This window comes from Terriglobia bacterium (assembly GCA_020073205.1).
GTDB lineage: Bacteria > Acidobacteriota > Polarisedimenticolia > Polarisedimenticolales > JAIQFR01 > JAIQFR01.
The window spans coordinates 1-16,717 of record JAIQFR010000094.1; the positions used below are offsets into that span (position 1 = coordinate 1).

The 16,717-nt window shown below is 70.3% G+C and carries 17 protein-coding genes; 15 read left to right on the top strand and 2 right to left on the bottom strand.

The window, feature by feature from the left end; translation table 11 throughout:
- The 3 genes from lpxC to LAO51_16095 all read left to right on the top strand — a co-directional run.
- Window positions 1–850, top strand: an 850-nt coding sequence (lpxC, locus tag LAO51_16085; protein MBZ5640265.1) for a UDP-3-O-acyl-N-acetylglucosamine deacetylase, incomplete at its 5' end; no start/stop codon positions are given.
- 11 nt (window positions 851–861) lie between these two features.
- Window positions 862–3,063 carry a HAMP domain-containing protein gene (locus LAO51_16090; protein MBZ5640266.1) on the top strand — a complete coding sequence of 734 codons (2,202 nt, stop codon included), beginning with the start codon at window positions 862–864 and terminating at the stop codon, window positions 3,061–3,063.
- An 8-nt stretch (window positions 3,064–3,071) separates the two neighbouring features.
- Window positions 3,072–4,364 (top strand): sigma-54 dependent transcriptional regulator, encoded by a 1,293-nt coding sequence (locus LAO51_16095; protein ID MBZ5640267.1) that lies wholly within the window; start codon window positions 3,072–3,074, stop codon window positions 4,362–4,364.
- Here the strand turns inward: LAO51_16095 and LAO51_16100 are convergent.
- Window positions 4,358–5,002: a zf-HC2 domain-containing protein gene (locus LAO51_16100; GenBank protein ID MBZ5640268.1), complete on the bottom strand. Its 645-nt coding sequence runs from the start codon at window positions 5,000–5,002 to the stop codon at window positions 4,358–4,360. The genes LAO51_16095 and LAO51_16100 overlap by 7 nt on opposite strands.
- Window position 5,003: 1 nt before the next feature.
- Window positions 5,004–5,630, bottom strand: coding sequence for a sigma-70 family RNA polymerase sigma factor (locus tag LAO51_16105; GenBank protein MBZ5640269.1), 627 nt, complete (start codon window positions 5,628–5,630; stop codon window positions 5,004–5,006).
- Window positions 5,631–5,979: 349 nt separating this feature from the next.
- Here LAO51_16105 and LAO51_16110 point away from each other — a divergent pair, with 349 nt between their 5' ends.
- The 12 genes from LAO51_16110 to LAO51_16165 form a co-directional block, all read left to right on the top strand.
- A complete protein-coding gene (locus LAO51_16110) occupies window positions 5,980–7,113 on the top strand; it encodes a GGDEF domain-containing protein (protein ID MBZ5640270.1) in 1,134 nt (377 codons plus the stop codon).
- Window positions 7,110–8,357, top strand: coding sequence for a GGDEF domain-containing protein (locus tag LAO51_16115; GenBank protein MBZ5640271.1), 1,248 nt, complete (start codon window positions 7,110–7,112; stop codon window positions 8,355–8,357). Before LAO51_16110 ends, LAO51_16115 begins: the two co-directional genes overlap by 4 nt.
- A complete protein-coding gene (tsaB, locus tag LAO51_16120; protein MBZ5640272.1) occupies window positions 8,354–9,037 on the top strand; it encodes a tRNA (adenosine(37)-N6)-threonylcarbamoyltransferase complex dimerization subunit type 1 TsaB in 684 nt (227 codons plus the stop codon). Before LAO51_16115 ends, tsaB begins: the two co-directional genes overlap by 4 nt.
- 47 nt (window positions 9,038–9,084) lie before the next feature.
- Window positions 9,085–9,507, top strand: coding sequence for a ribosomal protein S18-alanine N-acetyltransferase (rimI, locus tag LAO51_16125; protein ID MBZ5640273.1), 423 nt, complete (start codon window positions 9,085–9,087; stop codon window positions 9,505–9,507).
- 86 nt (window positions 9,508–9,593) lie between these two features.
- A complete protein-coding gene (locus LAO51_16130) occupies window positions 9,594–9,824 on the top strand; it encodes a hypothetical protein (GenBank protein ID MBZ5640274.1) in 231 nt (76 codons plus the stop codon).
- The gene (locus LAO51_16135) at window positions 9,821–10,411 is read left to right on the top strand and encodes a phosphatidylserine decarboxylase (GenBank protein ID MBZ5640275.1); all 591 of its coding nucleotides are present in this window, start codon (window positions 9,821–9,823) and stop codon (window positions 10,409–10,411) included. Before LAO51_16130 ends, LAO51_16135 begins: the two co-directional genes overlap by 4 nt.
- A 91-nt stretch (window positions 10,412–10,502) precedes the next feature.
- Window positions 10,503–11,273 carry a CDP-diacylglycerol--serine O-phosphatidyltransferase gene (gene pssA / locus LAO51_16140; GenBank protein ID MBZ5640276.1) on the top strand — a complete coding sequence of 257 codons (771 nt, stop codon included), beginning with the start codon at window positions 10,503–10,505 and terminating at the stop codon, window positions 11,271–11,273.
- The gene (locus tag LAO51_16145; GenBank protein ID MBZ5640277.1) at window positions 11,266–12,276 is read left to right on the top strand and encodes a hypothetical protein; all 1,011 of its coding nucleotides are present in this window, start codon (window positions 11,266–11,268) and stop codon (window positions 12,274–12,276) included. The genes pssA and LAO51_16145 overlap by 8 nt, the downstream gene beginning before the upstream one ends.
- Window positions 12,277–12,293: 17 nt before the next feature.
- Window positions 12,294–13,049: a hypothetical protein gene (locus LAO51_16150; GenBank protein ID MBZ5640278.1), complete on the top strand. Its 756-nt coding sequence runs from the start codon at window positions 12,294–12,296 to the stop codon at window positions 13,047–13,049.
- A gap of 7 nt (window positions 13,050–13,056) precedes the next feature.
- Window positions 13,057–14,298 carry an ABC transporter permease gene (locus LAO51_16155; GenBank protein MBZ5640279.1) on the top strand — a complete coding sequence of 414 codons (1,242 nt, stop codon included), beginning with the start codon at window positions 13,057–13,059 and terminating at the stop codon, window positions 14,296–14,298.
- Window positions 14,291–15,007 (top strand): ABC transporter ATP-binding protein, encoded by a 717-nt coding sequence (locus LAO51_16160; protein MBZ5640280.1) that lies wholly within the window; start codon window positions 14,291–14,293, stop codon window positions 15,005–15,007. The genes LAO51_16155 and LAO51_16160 overlap by 8 nt, the downstream gene beginning before the upstream one ends.
- A 69-nt stretch (window positions 15,008–15,076) precedes the next feature.
- Window positions 15,077–16,717, top strand: a 1,641-nt coding sequence (locus tag LAO51_16165; protein ID MBZ5640281.1) for an ATP-dependent Clp protease ATP-binding subunit, incomplete at its 3' end; no start/stop codon positions are given.

Below are 16,717 nucleotides of genomic sequence, written 5' to 3' on the forward strand. Positions count from 1 at the left end.
CTCCGGCGCCAAGGTCCGAATGAGGCTCCTTCCCGCCGAGGCGGGAGCGGGCATCCTCTTCTTGCGCACCGATCACCCGGAGGTCGAGATCCCTGCGACCCTCGATCACACGGGTCCGAGTTTCTACGCCACGGTCCTGCAGAAGGACGGCGTCGCGGTCAGCACGGTGGAGCATCTGATGGCGGCGCTGTACGCGCTGCAGGTGGACGATCTCCGCGTCGAGATCGATGGGCCGGAGGTGCCCATCCTCGATGGTTCGTCGCGCCCCTTCGTGGAGGCGATCCTCGCCGCAGGCACCGTCGAGCATCCGGTTCCGAGACTTTACCTGACCGTGGTCCGTCCCGTGGTCGTGACCCTCGACGAGAAGCGGATCGGCGTCTACCCGTGTCGCGAATACCGGGTCACGTACGCCATCGAGTTCCCCCACCCGGGGCTGGGGTACCAGGAGCTCACCCTCAGCATCTGGGGGGCGGACGCCTTCGCCGAGAAGCTCTCTCCGGCCAGGACCTTCACGTTCGAAGGGGAAGTGGAGGCGCTGCGCAAGGCGGGGCTCGCGCGGGGCGGATCGCTGGAGAACGCTGTGGTGGTCGGGGCCAACGGCCTCCTCAACGAAGGAGGGCTCAGGTTCCCGGACGAGTTCGTGCGCCACAAGATGCTCGACCTCACCGGGGACCTCTCGCTCCTCGGCCGGCCGCTTCGGGGGCACGTGGTCGCGTACCGGGCCGGACACGATCTCCACGGCCGCCTCGCGCGGCGAATCCTCGAGCGCACCGACTGCTGGTTCCTCGCGCCGTGGTCCGAGGAGGTTCCGGGGACGGTCAGCGGGGGCGAACTCCCCCTCGTGGGCTGAGGAGCGCCGGGATGGCGCTGACCAAGAGAACGGCCCGATGGATGGCGCTGGCGGCGCTCCTGCTGGTGACCATCGCCGGCATCTGGTTGGGAATCCAGCGCTTCTCCGCCGCGGAGGAAGACTTCGCGGCGAACCAACTGGTCCTTCCCGTCCTGGTCATGGCCATCGTGGTCCTGGCCCTCGGTCTCGCGGGCGTGTTGATCCGAAACCTCGTCCGCCTGATCCTGGACCGCAAGCGCGGAATCCTCGGGTCGAAGCTCCGCACCAAGCTCGTCTTCTTCTTCCTCGCGTTCGTCCTGCTCCCCGCGCTGGTGCTGTTCTACGGATCAGCCGCGGTGATCCGATCCACCGTGGAGGCGATGGTGCGGACGCCCGTGGAGGACGTGACACGCGGCGCGCGGGAGATCGTCGACGGTTGGACGGAGGCGATGAAGGGGCAGTGCCGCCAGCTAGCGGTGGAGGCGGCCGCCGAGGCGGGCCGGATCGGGATCGCGGACGAGGCGCGCCGCGCCGACGTCGCCGCGCTCGCGGGCCGCTGGCTCGGCCGCGAGTCGTTGGACCTCGTGGTCGTCCTGTCCGGCGATACGCCCGTGGCGCGAGCGATCGACCCGGAGCTTCTGGCGTCGGGGACCCCCGTCGAGAGCGTCGTTGCACTGTCCCGGGCGCTCGCGTCGCGAGCCGTCGCCGGGAACGGCTCGGCGACCGGTGTCGACACCGTCGGCGGAGGGCTCCTCGTTCAGGCCGCGGCCCCGTTACCCCTCGCGCCGGGGGAGATCGGCCGCCCTCGTGGAGCGCTGGTCGTCGGGACGTTCCTGTCGAGGAACCTGGCGGGCCGGATGGAGCAGATCACCTCCGGCGCCGACAAGTACCGCCGGTTCCGGATCCAGCGGCGCGATCTCGTCCGTCTGTACCGGGCGCTGATGGGCTTGATCCTCCTCGGCACGGTCTTCGTCGCGACGTGGATCGGCTTCTATCTCTCCCGCCGGATCACGGAGCCGATCCAGGAGCTCGCGGCCGCCGCGCGGGAGATCTCGGGGGGGAATCTCGGGGTAAGGGTGCGAGCCGAAGCGGGGGACGAGGTCGGAATGCTCGTGGACGCGTTCAACGACATGGCCGCGCAGCTCCAGGAGAGCCGCGAGGTGATCACCCGGTCCACCGCCGATCTGCGCCGCTCGAACGAAGCGCTGGACGAGCGGCGACGCTACATCGAGACCTTGGTCGCGAACCTCTCCTCGGCCGTCGTCTCCCTGGATCCTGGAGGCCGGGTGACCACCGCCAATCCCGCATCCCGGGACATCCTCGGCCTCGATCTCGCCCCGGGAGACGATTTCCGAGGGAAGCTCGTGGAGCCCGGGCTCGAGTCGCTCTCCGAGCTCATGGAAGAGGTCGCCCGGCGGCCAGGAGACAGCCACCGGCGGGACCTCGATCTGGTCCACAACCGGCAGAGGGTGTCGGTCTCGTTCCAGAGCGCGCCTCTCCGCGGTGGGCAGGGAGAGGAGCTCGGGACGCTGGTCATGGTCGAGGACCTGACCGAGCTTCTGCGAGCGCAGCGCGCCGCCGCCTGGAGCGAGGTGGCCCGCAGGCTCGCCCATGAGATCAAGAATCCGCTGACGCCGATCCAGCTCGCCGCGCAGCGGCTACGAAAAAAGTTCCAGGAGGGGGCAGAGGACCTCCCCGAGGTCGTTGCGGACGCCACTGCCACCGTCGAGCGGGAGGTGGGGGCGCTCAAGAACCTCGTGGACGAGTTCTCCCGCTTCGCGCGGATGCCCGAGCCGGTGCCGCGGCCGGTGGAGTTCCGCGCGGTCATCGACGCGGTTCTGGCGCTGTACCGCGGCGTCCAGGGCATTCGATGGGAGGTCGAGACGTCCCGAGACCTCGGGCTGGTCCGCGTCGACGGCGAGCAGTTGCGGCGAGCGCTGATCAATCTGATCGACAACGCGCTGACGGCCATGGACCAGAGCGGAACGGTCCGGATCACCGCCCGGCGATACGCGGGCCCGGGATCCCTGCGCGTCGAAGTGGCGGACACGGGGCCCGGCATCCCGCCCGGCGACCGCGACCGGCTGTTCCTGCCTTACTTCTCCACCAAGCGCCGGGGAACCGGACTCGGGCTCGCCATCGTCCACCGGGTCGTCACGGACCATCAGGGGAGCATTCGCGTCGAAGACAACCGCCCGCGCGGGGCCCGGTTCGTGATCGAGATCCCGGCCTGAGGTGCGAAGTGGACCCAGAGAGGATCCTGGTGGTGGACGACGAGCCGGGCGTGCGCGCGGCGCTGGAGGCGATCCTCCGGGACGAGGGCTACGCCGTGGTCGCGGCGGCGTCCGGCGAGGAAGGGCTCGAGGCGTTCGAGACCGGCGCGTTCGACGCGGTGCTGCTCGACGTCTGGCTTCCCGGGATCGACGGTCTCGAGACGCTCGTGCGGCTCAGGGAACGCCGGCACGACGCCGAGGTCGTGATGATCTCCGGTCACGGGAACATCGAGACCGCGGTACGCGCAACGAAGGTCGGCGCGTTCGACTTCGTGGAGAAGCCGCTCTCTCTGGAGAGGACGCTCCTCGTGCTTCGGAACGCGCTACGGCAGAGGAGGCTGGAGCAGCGGAACCGCCGGCTCCTCGAGCAGCTGGTCCTCGACACGGAGGTCCTCGGCGTGAGTCCGGCGGCCGCGCAGCTCCGCGCGGACGTCGCCGCCGCGGCCGCGTCGGAGGCGCCGGTCCTCGTCTGCGGGGAGCGCGGGACGGGGCGGGAAACCGTCGCCCGCGGGATCCACTCCGGGGGCCGGCGGGCGGGGGAGGCGTTCGTCCACGTCCCCTGCGCCGCCCTGGACCGGGACGCAGCCGGCGAGGCGCTCTTCGGCGCGGCCGGGAGCGCCGGCAGGCTCGCCCTCGCCGATCGGGGGACGCTCTTCCTCGAGAGCGTGGAGCGGCTCGACCCGGCGCTCCAGGCGAGGCTGGCCCCTCGGGTGGACGGGCGAATCGCCGGGGCACCGGACGTCCGCTGGCTCGCCAGCACCGGTCCGGATCCGCTCGAGGTCGAGCCGTCCCTCAGGGAGCGGCTCGACGTGGTCCGGATCCGGATCCCCGCGCTCCGTGACCGTCGCGAGGACGTTCCCCTGCTCGCGGAGCGCTTCATGCGAGGGCTAGCGCGGGAATACGGGCGTCGCGAGAAGCGGTTCGCTCCGAGGTGCCTCGCGGCGCTCACGAGCTGGGATTGGCCCGGCAACGTCCGCGAGCTGCGCAACCTGATCGAGCGGCTGCTGCTGCTCGCGCCGGGTGAAGTGGTGGAAGCCGCCGACCTTCCGGAGGACCTCGGAGGGTCGGGAATGCCCGCCGAGGATCTCTACAGGGAATTCGCGAGCCTCGCGCAGGGGCTCGAAGCGTTCGAGCGCCACGCCGTGCGTCGCGCCCTCGTCGACTCGGAGGGGGACTCCGCGGCGGCCGCCAAGAGGCTCGGCATCGGCATCGAAGAGCTGGAGCGACGGAAGGGGAGGCTGGGGCTCTCGCGGCCTCAGTGACGTCTCAGGGATTCCCGCTCCCGTTCGGAACGTCCGGGGCCCCGCACTCCACGCGGCTTCCGGCCGACGGCCCAGGTCGTGACCGCGAGGAACGTCCCGGCCGTCAGCAGGGCGAGACCGGCGAGGATCGGGGGCACCGCCAGGTGGACTCCGCTCCCGGCCGGGCGCATCGGGGGAGAAACCCCAGCGGCGATCCTGCACAAGAGAGCCGCGGCGGCGCACGCGAGCCGCGCGAGGCCGTCGAGGACCTGGGAGCCACCGTCGAGATCCAGCCGGGACACGAGCCTCAGGGGCTCGGGTACGGTGGCGAGGCCGAACAGGCGGACCGCGAGGGCGCCGCCGGCGACGCCGACGGCGAGCAGTCCGGCCAACCGGAGGCCGCGTCGCCGCGCGAGCGAGGGCTTCGACGGCGGGCTCGCCGGGAGCGCCGCCATCACGAGCCTGGAGAATTCGTCGTCCACTGAAACGGGGTCGCGGAGTCCTTCGAGCGCCTCGTGGAGACGTCGTTCGCGAGCGAGGACGATCTTGCACGCGGTGCAGCCCACGATATGGCGGGCGACGCCCAGAGCCTCCGCCGGGCTCGCCTCCCCCTCGGCGAATCTCGACAGCAGGGGACGGAGTCGCTCGCAGGTCTTCACGTCACAGCCCCCGTTCCAGAACGTCGGAGAGCTGGCCCTTGAGCATCTCCCTCGCTCGGAAGATCCTGTTCTTCACCGTCCCGATCGGGAGCCGGGTAATCCTCGCGATCTCGTCGTACCGGCAGTGCTGACGGTGACGCAGCAGGATGAGCTGCCGGTAGGCCACTGGAAGGGCGGCGATGGCGGCGTCGAGCCTCCTCTCGATCTCGCGCAGGCGGAGCACCTCGTGAGGGGTCGGATCGTGACCGCAGAGGCCGGCGTCCGCCGCGATCCGATCGCCGTCTCCCGGCTCCGGCTCGATGGCCAAGGTGCGGATCTGCTTCTTTCTCATGTGGTCGATCGCGCAATTCGAGGCGATCCGGTAGAGCCAGGTCGTGAAGCGGTACTGCGAGTCGAAGGACGCCAGGGAAACGTAGACCTTGATGAAGACCTCCTGGGCGAGGTCCATGGCGCCGTCCCGGACTCCGGTGAGCCGGTGGAGGTAGTTGAGCAGCGGCTTCTGGTGGCGCCGCACCAGAGCCTCGAAGGCCTCACGCTCCCCGCAGAGCGCGAGGTCGACGAGTGCCTCGTCCGGCCTCGTGTCTTCGGTCCCGGCAGCGGGTGTGCCTCTCGGGCGGAGAGCCTTCACGGTGGACCTCAACGCGAGTACCCCTTGCTCCTCAGGCGTCGACCGGGCGATCCCGGCCCAGGAAGTCTTATACGTCGCGAGCGCTCCTCGGGTTTCCGCCCACCCATGCTACACGATGGGGCCTCATGCTGCAGACCGAACGCGCGGCCGCCGGCCTTCCGTACGGCCATTGACACGATTTCGCGGCGCCATGCTACGATTCGCGCGGCCGGGGAGCACGGCCCGACGGACCGTTCGGGACCGGCCTTGGGGCGGGAGTGTGGCATTGGCGGCGCAACGCGTAGCGGAACGCACTCGTCAGAGGCTCCTGGCTCTTCTGAAGGGGGATCATCCCGACGCGGGCCGGTTCATGAACCGCCTCCGGGAACTCCGCAATCTCGACGAGGTACAGGCCTTCGCCGAGGCCGTGCGCCTTCTGGCGCACCTGGATCTCCCCGAGAACGAAGCCGAAGCCCTCCTCGGGGACGTGCTGAAGCACCGCGAGACGATGGGGCGGGCGCTCGGCCGGGACCCGGGGCTCAGGGTCGCCGCGGTGGACTACCTCTCCAACGTGGACCGGCGGCTCGTCAACCCGAAGATCGTGGAGATGTCGGAGTTCGAGCGGACGGAGCGCTCGGCGGCCACCGACTCCCTGACGCGACTCTACAATCGCAGGGCCTTCCGCGAATCCCTGGATCGGGAGGTCCGGCGCGGTCGCCGCTACGGGCTCTGCCTGTCCCTCGCCATGTTGGATCTGGACGACTTCAAGCAGGTCAACGACCTGTACGGACACCTCTTCGGCGACGTGGTCTTGCAGCGGGTGGCCCGCCTCGTCCGGCGCTCGATCCGAGAGGCCGACGTCGCCTGCCGCTACGGGGGGGAAGAGATCGCCGTGATCCTCCCCGAGACCGAGCGGCTGGGAGCCTACGCGGTCGCGGGCAGGATTCGGGAGAGGATCGAGGTGTCGTTCCGCGAGGAGGCGACCAGTGGGCGGAAGGTGCCGATGACCCTCTCCGGCGGCATCGCCGCGTACCCCGAGGACGGCCTCGAGCCCGATTCGCTCGTGGCGCGGGCGGACGAAGCGCTGTACCTCGCGAAGCGCGGTGGGAAGAACCGGATCACCCTGTACCACCGGGAGCGGCGGCGCTGGGTGCGGTACCCCGCGCGGCCGGAGACGCGCGTCCTGATGGAATCGGGGGAGGTGGGCGCTGGCCGGCCCGCGATGGCGCTGAACCTGAGCCGGAGCGGCATGCTCCTCGAGACCGCCGAGCCGGTGCTCCCGGCGTCGTCGGTCGTCCTCGTCATGGGGCGAAAGGCCGGCGACACGGCGGACGGCGACTGGGTCGTTCGCGGTCGGGTGGTGCGGGTCGAGCCGAGGCCGTCCGCCGCCCTTGGGTTCCGGATCGGCGTGGCGTTCGACCAGCCCGTGCCGGAGGAGTGCCTCCTGGTGCAGGCCGCCGCGGTGCGTCAACCCCTCCGCGCGGCGCGGGGAACCGGGCGGTGATCACGCACGAGGAGTCCGGCCGGCTGCGCGGCGAGCTCCTCTCCGTTCTCGCGGAAGACGCCCACAACGCCGAGAGGCTCCTGGCGAGGCTCGACACCCTGTCCCGTGAGAGCGGGATCTCCGCGCACGCGGCGCTGCTCCTCATCCTGACCCACCTCGCGTTCGAGGACACGCAGGCGAGAGGTCATTGGGAGTCGATCCTCGCTCACCGCGAGACGATGGCCAGCGCGATGGGGCGGGACCCCGGACTACGGGTCGCGCTCCTGGACTACTTCGTGAACATCAACCGGAGGCTGGTCCAGCCGGTGCTCATCGACCTCGAGATGTTCGAGGCGCGGCCTCGGGCCGCCTCCGTCGACTCCCTGACCGGCCTCGCGACCGATCGCGCGTTCCGCGGAGCGCTCCAGAACGAGCTGCGTCGTGCGAAGCGATATGGTCTCTCCGTGCCGATCGCGTTGTTCGACCTCGACGACTTTTCGCGGGTCAACCGCGAGTTCGGCGAGCTGGTGGGCGATCGCCTCCTCAGGGAGGTCGGCATCCTCCTGCACAACAAGGTTCGCGACATCGATCTCGCCGCACGCCCCGGCGAGGACGAGATGGCGCTGATCCTCCCCGAGACCGATCGCAACGGCGCGCTCCTGGTCGCGGAGCGCTTCCGCTGGGAGGTCGAGTCCCATTTCTCGCGCCGGGAAGCGGGCGGGCGACCGGTGGGTCTCACGCTCTCGGCGGGGATCGCGTGCTATCCGGACGACGCGGCGGCTCCGGAGGCGCTCCTGGCGCGGGCCGCCCAGGCGCTCTACCGCGCGAAGGCCGAAGGAAAGAACTCGGTACAGGCCTACCAGCCGGAGCGCCGCAGATTCCTCAGGTTCGACCTCGACCCCGACCGAGTCGAGGTCGAGGTGCTCTCGCCGCGGGACTTCGGCGCCGTGCCGCGCAACCTCTGTCGGCGCGGGATCGTGTTCGGCAGCCCCGAGCCGCTCGAGGTCGGGGAGGAGATCGAGATCCGCCTCGCCGCCGGACGTGAAGATGCCGGTGCCGAGCCGGTCAGGATGCGCGGCCGCGTCGTGCGCCTGGAGGAGATTCCCGAGGCGGTGGCGGAGGCGGTCGACGTGGAGCCCGCGGATCGGCCCGCGGAGCGATTTGAGATCGGCGTGGCGTTGGACGCGGACTGGGTGGGCGGCGAGGAGGACCTGCTGGCGTTTCTCGAGAAGGCGCAGGCCGATCGGGGCGTGACACGGCCGTGACTCGCGTCGCCGCCCTGGACACCTCGACCTGGTGGGAAGGGGTGGCCCTTCTCGAGGCGGAGCCGACCGGGGAACTGCGGCTCGTGGCGGAGTCCGGCATTCTCGTCTGCGACTCGCATGCCGTGCACGCCCTGGCGCAGCTCGACGAGCTTCTCGGCGTGACGGGTTGGATGCGGTCCGACCTCGACGCCTACGCGGCGACCCGTGGTCCCGGGTCGTTCACGGGGCTCAGGGTGGGTCTCGGGACGATCCGCGGGCTCGGTCTCGCCTCATCCCGCCCCTGTCTCGGCATCGGGACGCTCGAGGCGCTCGCCGAAGCGCTCGGTCCAGCGGGCTTCGAAAGGGTCCCGTTGCTCTCCGCCGGCCGGGGCGAGGTGTATGGGGCGCGATTCGACGCGGACTCCTCCCCACCCCGGGAGATCGTGCCACCCTGGCTGGGTCCCCCCAACAAGGCCCTCGAGGGCGGCGCCGGCCAGCCGGTGATCTTCGGACCCGGCGCCGACGCGTCCGCCTCCGCGCTCCGCGCGGCAGGCTGGCGAGGCGCGGCGAGGCGCACGCCGACCTCGGTGGCCGCAGCGGCGGGACGCCTCGCGCTCCTCCGCCTCGCGGCGGGGGCGGAGGACGGGGATGGCCTTTCGCCGCTCTACGTGCGTCCGCCCGACGCGGAAGTCGCTCGATGACGCGAACGGCGGGCGAAGGTGAGGGCGAAGTCGCAGCGGTGTCCCCGATGCGTCCGTCCGACCTCGACGAGGTCCTCGCGATCGAGGAGGCGTCGTTCAGCGTCCCGTGGAGCCGCGAGAGCTTCCTTTTCGAGCTCCAGGCCAACCCCTACGCACGGAACTTCGTGATGCGGCGGGGCGGTTCGGTCGTCGCGTTCGCCTGCGTGTGGGTGGTGGACGACGAGCTCAAGATCAACAACATCGCCGTCGGCGCCGCGGTTCGGAGGAAGGGCCACGGCTCAGCGCTGCTCCGTTGGATTCTCGACTACGGCCGCTCCGTTCAGTGCACCGAGGCAACCCTCGAGGTTCGTCCGTCGAACCGGTCCGCTCGCGCCCTCTACGCCGCGTTCGGGTTCGAGGTGGTGGGCCGGCGGAAGGGGTACTACCGCGACACCCACGAAGACGCCATACTGATGGCGGTGGATCTCTAATATCCGTTCGGGCCACGTCCGGCGCGGCCGAGGGGACGCGGCCGGCGACCGACGCGCCCACGCCGAGCGATCGACCGGGAGGCCCCATGGAGTCAAACGATGCGGTCAGGGAACGCCTCTCGCGCGACGACGAGGGCTATCGTCGCCTTGCGCAGAAGCACCAGGAGTACGACCGCCGCCTCGAGGAGCTGCGCGGCCTGCGATATCCCACCGAGGTGGAGAAGCTCGAGGAGATCCGGCTCAAGAAGCTGAAGCTGGCCATGAAGGACCAGATGGAGGAGAGGATTCGGGTCGAGCGGCGGGACTCCGGGGCATGAGGCTCGACAGGGACGTGATCCCGTTCGCCGTGGCGCTCGTCGTGCTCGGGGTGACGGCGGCGCTCCTCCGTCCCTGGACGGCTTCCGTGCCGGTCGTCCTGCTCGCGTTCACGCTCTGGTTCTTCCGCGACCCGGAGCGTCGGCCGCCGACCGATCCCGAAGCGCTCTTGAGCCCGGCGGACGGTCGGATCATCGTCGCCGGAGAACAGCGGATTTCGATCTTCATGAACGTCTTCGACGTGCACGTCTGCCGGAGCCCCGCGGCAGGGAGAGTCGCCTCCGTCGAGCACGTCGCGGGACGATTCCTGGCGGCGTTCCGGGACGACGCGTCGGAGCACAACGAGCGGACCTCGCTCGTGGTGGACCGGGGAGGGGCGACGGTCCGTTTCACTCTGGTCGCAGGGCTGATCGCTCGCCGGATCGTGTGCCGGACGGCGCCGGGGCGCGCCGTCGACGCCGGAGAGAGGATCGGCCTGATCCGATTCGGCTCGCGCGTGGACGTGGATCTCCCGAAGGGCGCTGCGCCCGCCGTCCGCTTCGGAGACCGCGTCGTCGGAGGCGAGACGGTCATCGCGCGCCTCGCCTGACCCCGGCGGCCCGACCGCCCGCGGGGCCGCCCAGGAGCCGTTTCCTGTATAGTTCCCTCGCTGGAGCGCGAGGAGGTTCGACGGGAGAGCGATGCGCGAGAACCGACGGCTCAGGCGAGGGATTTACCTGCTGCCGACCTGCTTTACCGTCGGGAACCTCTTCTGCGGGTTCTTCAGCCTCGTGGAGTCCTCGCAGGGACGGTTCGACCTCGCCGCGATCCTGATCATCGTTGCGGCGACCCTGGACGGCCTCGACGGGCGGATCGCCCGCCTGACCGGGAGCACCTCGGAGTTCGGGATCCAGTTCGACTCGCTGGCCGACATCGTGTCGTTCGGGGTGGCGCCGGCGTTCCTCGCCTACCGATGGGCGCTGGTGCCGTTCCACAGGACCGGCTGGCTCATCGCGTTCCTGTACGTCGTCTGCGCGGCGACGCGCCTCGCGCGCTTTAACCTCCAGCATGCCGCGTCCGACAAGCGCTATTTCGTGGGCTTCCCCTCGCCCCCGGCGGCGGCCGTGCTCGCCTCGGTCGCGTTCGCGTTCCCGGGCCCCATCGAGAGCCGTGCGGTCTCCGCGACGCTGGCGGTCCTCGCATCCGCGGTGGCCTTGCTGATGGTGAGCCGGCTCCGTTACAGGTCGTTCAAGGACTTCGACCTTCGCAACCGTCGATCGTACATCGGGGTGCTCCCGATCGCCGCGGCGCTCGTGGCGGTCCTGACCCACCCCAAGGAGGCGCTGCCGACGATTTCCGGCGCCTACCTTCTGTCCGGCCCTTTGGCCTACCTCTGGGGTTGGGTCGGGCGACTCCGAGGGCGAAGATCGGTCAAGAGCGGGGCCGACGCCGTCGAGGCGAAGGATGCTTAGGGCGGCTCGCCCTCCGTCCTCGACCGGCACCGCCAGAGTCGCGGTCGTCGGAGCGGCGACCGCCGACGGCGGGAGGCTCCGCGCGGCGCTGGCGCGGCGGGGGCTCCCCGGATCCCGGGTGCGGCTATACGGCACCTCCCGCGGCGAGGCGGTCCTGAGCGAGTACGCCGGGGAGGCCCGGCTGATCCAGGAGCCGGACCTCGAAGCGATCGCGCGGCACGACGTCGTATTCGTCTGCGAGTTCTCCGAAGCCGCCGACCGGATCGTGAAGATGCCCGGCCGCGCGGCGACCGTGATCGACCTCACCGGCCGGAGCGTCGGCCACGAGGGAACGCGCCTCGTTCATCCGGGGGACGCCTCCCGCCCGGCGTCGGCGCCCGGGAGCGTCCTGGCCACGCCCCACCCGATCGCCGCGGTGATCGCGGAGATCCTCCGCCCGCTGCAGCTGGCGCTCGGCGTCCTCGAAGCGGCGGCGACCGTGATGAGACCCGCAGCGGATTTCGGCGAGGAAGGGATCGAGGAGCTGCGGGAGCAGATCCTGCGCCTCCTCCGCTTCGAAAAGACCCCGAAATCGATCTTCGGCCAACAACTCGCGTTCAATCTCATTCCCCAGAGCCTGCTCGCGAGGCCGGAGGAGGGCCTCGAGCGCCGTCTCGCGAGCGAGGTCGCCATGCTCGTCGGCTGGGAGACCGGGCGCCTCGCGGTCCGCCTCGTGGCGGTCCCGGTCTTCCTGGGGCACGCGCTCAGCCTGCGGCTGAAGTTCGAGCGGGAGATCTCGGTCGAAGGCGTGGCGGCGGCGATCGGCCGGAGCCGGACGCTGAGCCCGCCGGGAAGAAGATCGGCTCTGACCCCGCTGGGCGCGCCGGAGGAGAGGCGCACCGAGATCGGCGAGATCGTCGAGGACGGCATCGGGGGGTTCTGGATCTGGGCGATCGCCGGCGAGGCGGGTGCGGCAGCCGCGGAGCATGCGGTCGACGCCGCGGCGTCGGTGGCGGATCTGTGAGCGCAGCGGGAGGCACCATGAAGAGGCGTGTCTTGACGATGGCGATGGGAATGCTCCTCGCGCTGCCGGCACCGATCCTCCCGAGCTCCGCTGCGGGCCGGACGTCGGCTCCCGGCGCCGCCGAGGCGGTCTCGGCGATCCTCGACGTGGAGAGGACGCTGCTCAAGGAGGATCTGGGGCGATACGAGAAGATCGCCGCCGACCGCGCCCAATCGGCGGCACACCTCGCCGAGCTGTACGCCGCGCTCGATGCCGCGGTGCGTCGCGAGGACGACGGCGCTCCCGCCGCCATCGAGGATCTGAGGGCGCGGCTCGACGAGGCGGAGCGCGATCGCGCGGACTTCCTGACCTTGGAGCGGGGGCTGGTGGAGCGGATCCGGGAGCGCATGCACCGGATGGACCTCCTCGAGGGCCAGCTCGCGACGCTCCAGGCCCGGGCGACGGAAGCGGCCGGACCTCTGGCCGGGAGCTGGGACGTCGTCCTCTTGCCGGCCAATCAACGCGGAACCTTCGTGCTCGCGCAGACCGGCACGCTGGTCGGCGGCACGTACGCGCTCGACGGCGGATGGACCGGAAGCCTCCAGGGCACGCTGGTGAACCGGAAGGTGTTCCTCGAGCGCATCGACTCGAAGCTGGGGCGCGCCGGAGAGTTCGAGGGGTTCCTCTCGCCCGACGGGACCCAGATCCGGGGAACCTGGATCCGGTACGACCTCTCCGGTGAGGGCACGGCCAGCGGCCAGTGGTCGGCCGTCCGCAGGCGGGACGCGCAGTGAGGGAATAGTGCGCCTCCCGTACGAGCCGTACCTCGCCCTGCGTTACCTGAGATTCCACCGGGGGAGGACCTTCCTCTCGGTCATCTCGCTGATCTCGGTGGCGGGGGTGACCGTCGGGACGGCGGCGCTCGTCATCGCGCTCGCGCTGATGACCGGATTCCAACAGGACATCCGCCAGAGGATCCAGAGCGGGAGCGCCCACCTCACGGTGCTAAAGCCCGGCGAGCCGTCGTTCGAAGGGGCGGAGGCGCTGGCGGCGCGCGTTCGGGCGCTCGACGGAGTGAACGAGGCCGGGCCGGTGCTGCTCTCGCATGCGATGCTGGTGAACGAGGAGGCGGCTTCCCCGGCATACGTCGAGCTCGAGGGGATCGACCCGGCGCGCCACAGCCGGGTCATCGCCGACGGCACCGACGACCCGCTGGCGGTGCTGGCGGCGCCCAGGGCCGGCGGGCGTGAGGGCATCGTCCTCGGCGAGGAGCTGGCGACGAGGCTCGCCGTGCGAAGAGGGGACCGCGTGCGCCTGCTCGTCCCCAAGGTGTCGTTGACGCCGTTCACGCCGATTCCCAGGAGCCGCGTGCTCGAGGTGTCGGGCACGTTCCACTCCGAGGCGTTCCCGCTGAGCGCCGAGCGCGCCTACGTGGGCCTGGAGACGGCGCGCCGCCTGCTGGACGCCCCCGGACTTGCATCCTGGGTCGAGATCCGGCTCCGGAATCTCAAGGACCTCGGCCGAGTCAAGTCGGACCTCAAGCGGTTGCTGGGGACCGGCTACCTCGTCGTCGACCTGATGGAGCTCGAGCAGAACCGCGACCTCCTGAAGGCCCTGAACACGGAGAAGTTCATCCTCTTCCTCGCGATCGCGCTCATCGTCGTCGTCGCATCCCTCAACATCGTCTCGACCCTCATCCTGATGGTGGCCGACAAGATGAAGGAAATCGGGACGCTGACCGCCATGGGGGCGAAGCCGAGCGGGATCGCGTTGGTGTTCGTCCTGCAGGGGCTCGTCATCGGCGTTGTCGGGGCGGTCTTCGGCATCGCGTCGGGCTCCGCCATCTCCTTTTGGCTGGACCGCTTCCGGGTGATCAAGCTCAACCCGGAGGTGTACTACATCACCCACGTCCCGTTCGCCCTCCGCGGGTCCGACACCGGGTTCGTGGCCGCGCTGACCCTGGCGGTCTCGCTGCTGGCGACCATCTATCCGGCGTTCAAAGCGGCGACGCTCGACCCGGTCGAGGCGATCCGCCATGAGTGAGCCGCTTCTCGCCGCCCATGGCATCGCGAAGAGCTACCCCAGCGGGGCGCGCAGGATCGAGGTCCTGAAAGGTCTCACCCTCGAGATCGCCGCGGGCGAGGCCGTCGCCGTGGTGGGGGACTCGGGCGTCGGCAAATCGACGCTGCTCCACATTCTGGGCGGGCTCGACCGCGCGGATTCGGGGCGCCTCGTCTTCGGGGGACGGGAGGTCGCGGTGAGTGACGCTGCGGCGATCTCCGAGTACAGGAATCGCGGGATCGGTTTCGTCTTCCAGCTGCACCACCTGCTGCCGGAATTCACCGCGATCGAGAACGTGGTGATGCCGTTCCGCATCGGGCGCCGCCTTGCCGGGGGCGAGGCGACCGCGAGATCCGTTCTGGAGCGTCTGGGACTCGGGGACCGCCTGCACCACCGTCCCGCCGCGCTGTCCGGCGGCGAGCAGCAGCGCGTTGCCATCGCTCGTGCGGTGGCGCCGGGGCCCGCGGTGGTGCTCGCGGACGAGCCGACGGGCAATCTCGACCCCGCCACGGGGGGGGCGGTCTTCTCGCTGCTTCGCGAGCTCCAGGCCGAGCGGGGCTTCTCGCTGGTGGTCGCCACCCACAGCGGCCGGCTCGCCCGCGAATGTCATCGCATCCTGCGCCTCGAGGACGGGCGGCTCAGATCGCTCGGCGAATTCGAGACGCGCGAGTACTTCGAGGGCGCGGGGTAGTCCGGCACCGCGGGACCGCTGTGCTATAGTTTCGATGAGGGGAACGCACGCCGACGGAGTCCGCGGGCCATGTTCGAGAAGTTTACCGAGAAGGCGAAGAGAATACTGTTCCTCGCCCGCTACGAGGCGAGCCAGCAGGGGAGTAAGGTCATCGCGACCGAACACCTCCTCCTGGGTCTCCTCAAGGAAGGCGAGGAGACCACCCGCGAGTTGTTCGCGCGGGCGACCGTCTCGATGGACCTCCTCCAGGCCGAGCTGGAGCGCCGGGGACCCGGCCGCGAGAAGCTCTCGACCTCCGTCGAGATCCCTTTCGGCGACGACACGAAGAAGGTGCTTCAGTACGCGGAGGAGGAAGCCGAGCGTCTGATGCACCCCCAGATCGGGACCGAGCACCTCCTCCTCGGCCTGCTCCGGGCCGAGGAATCTCCGGCGGGGCGGATGCTGGCGGAGCGGGGGATGCGTCTCTACGCGGTGCGGGAGGACGCCGTCGGCCTGGTCAAGCGCCGCGCCCTCCCGAAGAAGAAGAAGGAAACGCCGTTCCTCAACGAGTTCGCCCGCGACCTCTCGGAGCTCGCCCAACGCCGGGTGTTCGACCCTCTGATCGGCCGCGAGGCGGAGCTCGAGCGGGTCGTGCAGATCCTCTCGCGCCGGCGAAAGAACAACCCGGTGCTGCTGGGCGAGCCCGGCGTGGGAAAGACCGCCATCGTCGAAGGTCTCGCGACCCGCATCGTCGACGGCGAGGTCCCGCCGTCGCTGCTCAGCAAGCGGATCCTGGCGCTCGACCTCTCGCTGGTAGTCGCGGGAACGAAGTACCGCGGGCAGTTCGAGGAGCGGCTCAAGGGGATCATCTCCGAGCTGACCGGCTCGGACGACGTGATCATGTTCATCGACGAGATCCACTCGCTGATCGGAGCTGGGTCGGCGGAAGGCTCGCTGGACGCCGCGAACATCCTCAAGCCGACGCTTTCGCGCGGCGAGGTGCAGTGCATCGGCTCCACCACCCCGCGCGACTACCACAAGTACATCGAGAAGGACCGCGCGCTGGTCCGCCGGTTCCAGCCGATCACGATTCGACCGACCACCGAGGAGGAGACCTTCACGATCCTCGAGGGGGTCAAGGAGCGGTACGAGCGATTCCACGGTGTCCGATTCGCCCCCGACGCGATCCGGGCGGCGGTCTACCAGTCCAACCGTTACATCACCGACCGGTTCCTGCCCGACAAGGCCATCGACGTGCTGGACGAGGCGGGCGCCCGCGTGAAGCTGGCCAAGCGCATCTCCTACGGGGAAATCAAGAAGACGGAGCAGGACCTGAGGCGGGCCGTGGACGGAATGAAGAACGCGCTGGCTCGAAAGGACTTCGACGAGGCGGTGGCGTTCCACGACAAGGAGGTTACGCTCAGGCGCCGCCACGAGGAGCTGAACCGACGCTACGAGGACGAGTCGAGCCGGATCCTCGACGTCGGCCGCGGCGACGTCGAGGAGGTCATCGCCCGCTGGACCGGGATCCCGATCCAGTCGGTCGCCGAGGAGGAGGCCGACAAGCTCCTGAACATGGAGTCGTTCCTCCACGAGCACATCGTCGGGCAGGAGGAGGCGATCTCGGCGCTGTCCCGCGCGATCCGCCGCTCCCGGGCGGGCCTCAAGAACCCGAGCCGACCCATCGGGTCGTTCGTCTTCCTCGGCCCCACCGGGGTGGGGAAGACCGAG

Excerpts from the sequence above, each read along its gene's own strand:
- LAO51_16090 (MBZ5640266.1), top strand. The coding sequence starts at position 862 with ATGGCGCTGACCAAGAGAACGGCCCGATGGATGGCGCTGGCGGCGCTC.
- LAO51_16110 (MBZ5640270.1), top strand. The coding sequence starts at position 5,980 with ATGAACCGCCTCCGGGAACTCCGCAATCTCGACGAGGTACAGGCCTTC.
- rimI (MBZ5640273.1), top strand. The coding sequence starts at position 9,085 with ATGCGTCCGTCCGACCTCGACGAGGTCCTCGCGATCGAGGAGGCGTCG.
- LAO51_16130 (MBZ5640274.1), top strand. The coding sequence starts at position 9,594 with ATGGAGTCAAACGATGCGGTCAGGGAACGCCTCTCGCGCGACGACGAG.
- LAO51_16135 (MBZ5640275.1), top strand. The coding sequence starts at position 9,821 with ATGAGGCTCGACAGGGACGTGATCCCGTTCGCCGTGGCGCTCGTCGTG.
- pssA (MBZ5640276.1), top strand. The coding sequence starts at position 10,503 with ATGCGCGAGAACCGACGGCTCAGGCGAGGGATTTACCTGCTGCCGACC.
- LAO51_16145 (MBZ5640277.1), top strand. The coding sequence starts at position 11,266 with ATGCTTAGGGCGGCTCGCCCTCCGTCCTCGACCGGCACCGCCAGAGTC.
- LAO51_16150 (MBZ5640278.1), top strand. The coding sequence starts at position 12,294 with ATGAAGAGGCGTGTCTTGACGATGGCGATGGGAATGCTCCTCGCGCTG.
- LAO51_16160 (MBZ5640280.1), top strand. The coding sequence starts at position 14,291 with ATGAGTGAGCCGCTTCTCGCCGCCCATGGCATCGCGAAGAGCTACCCC.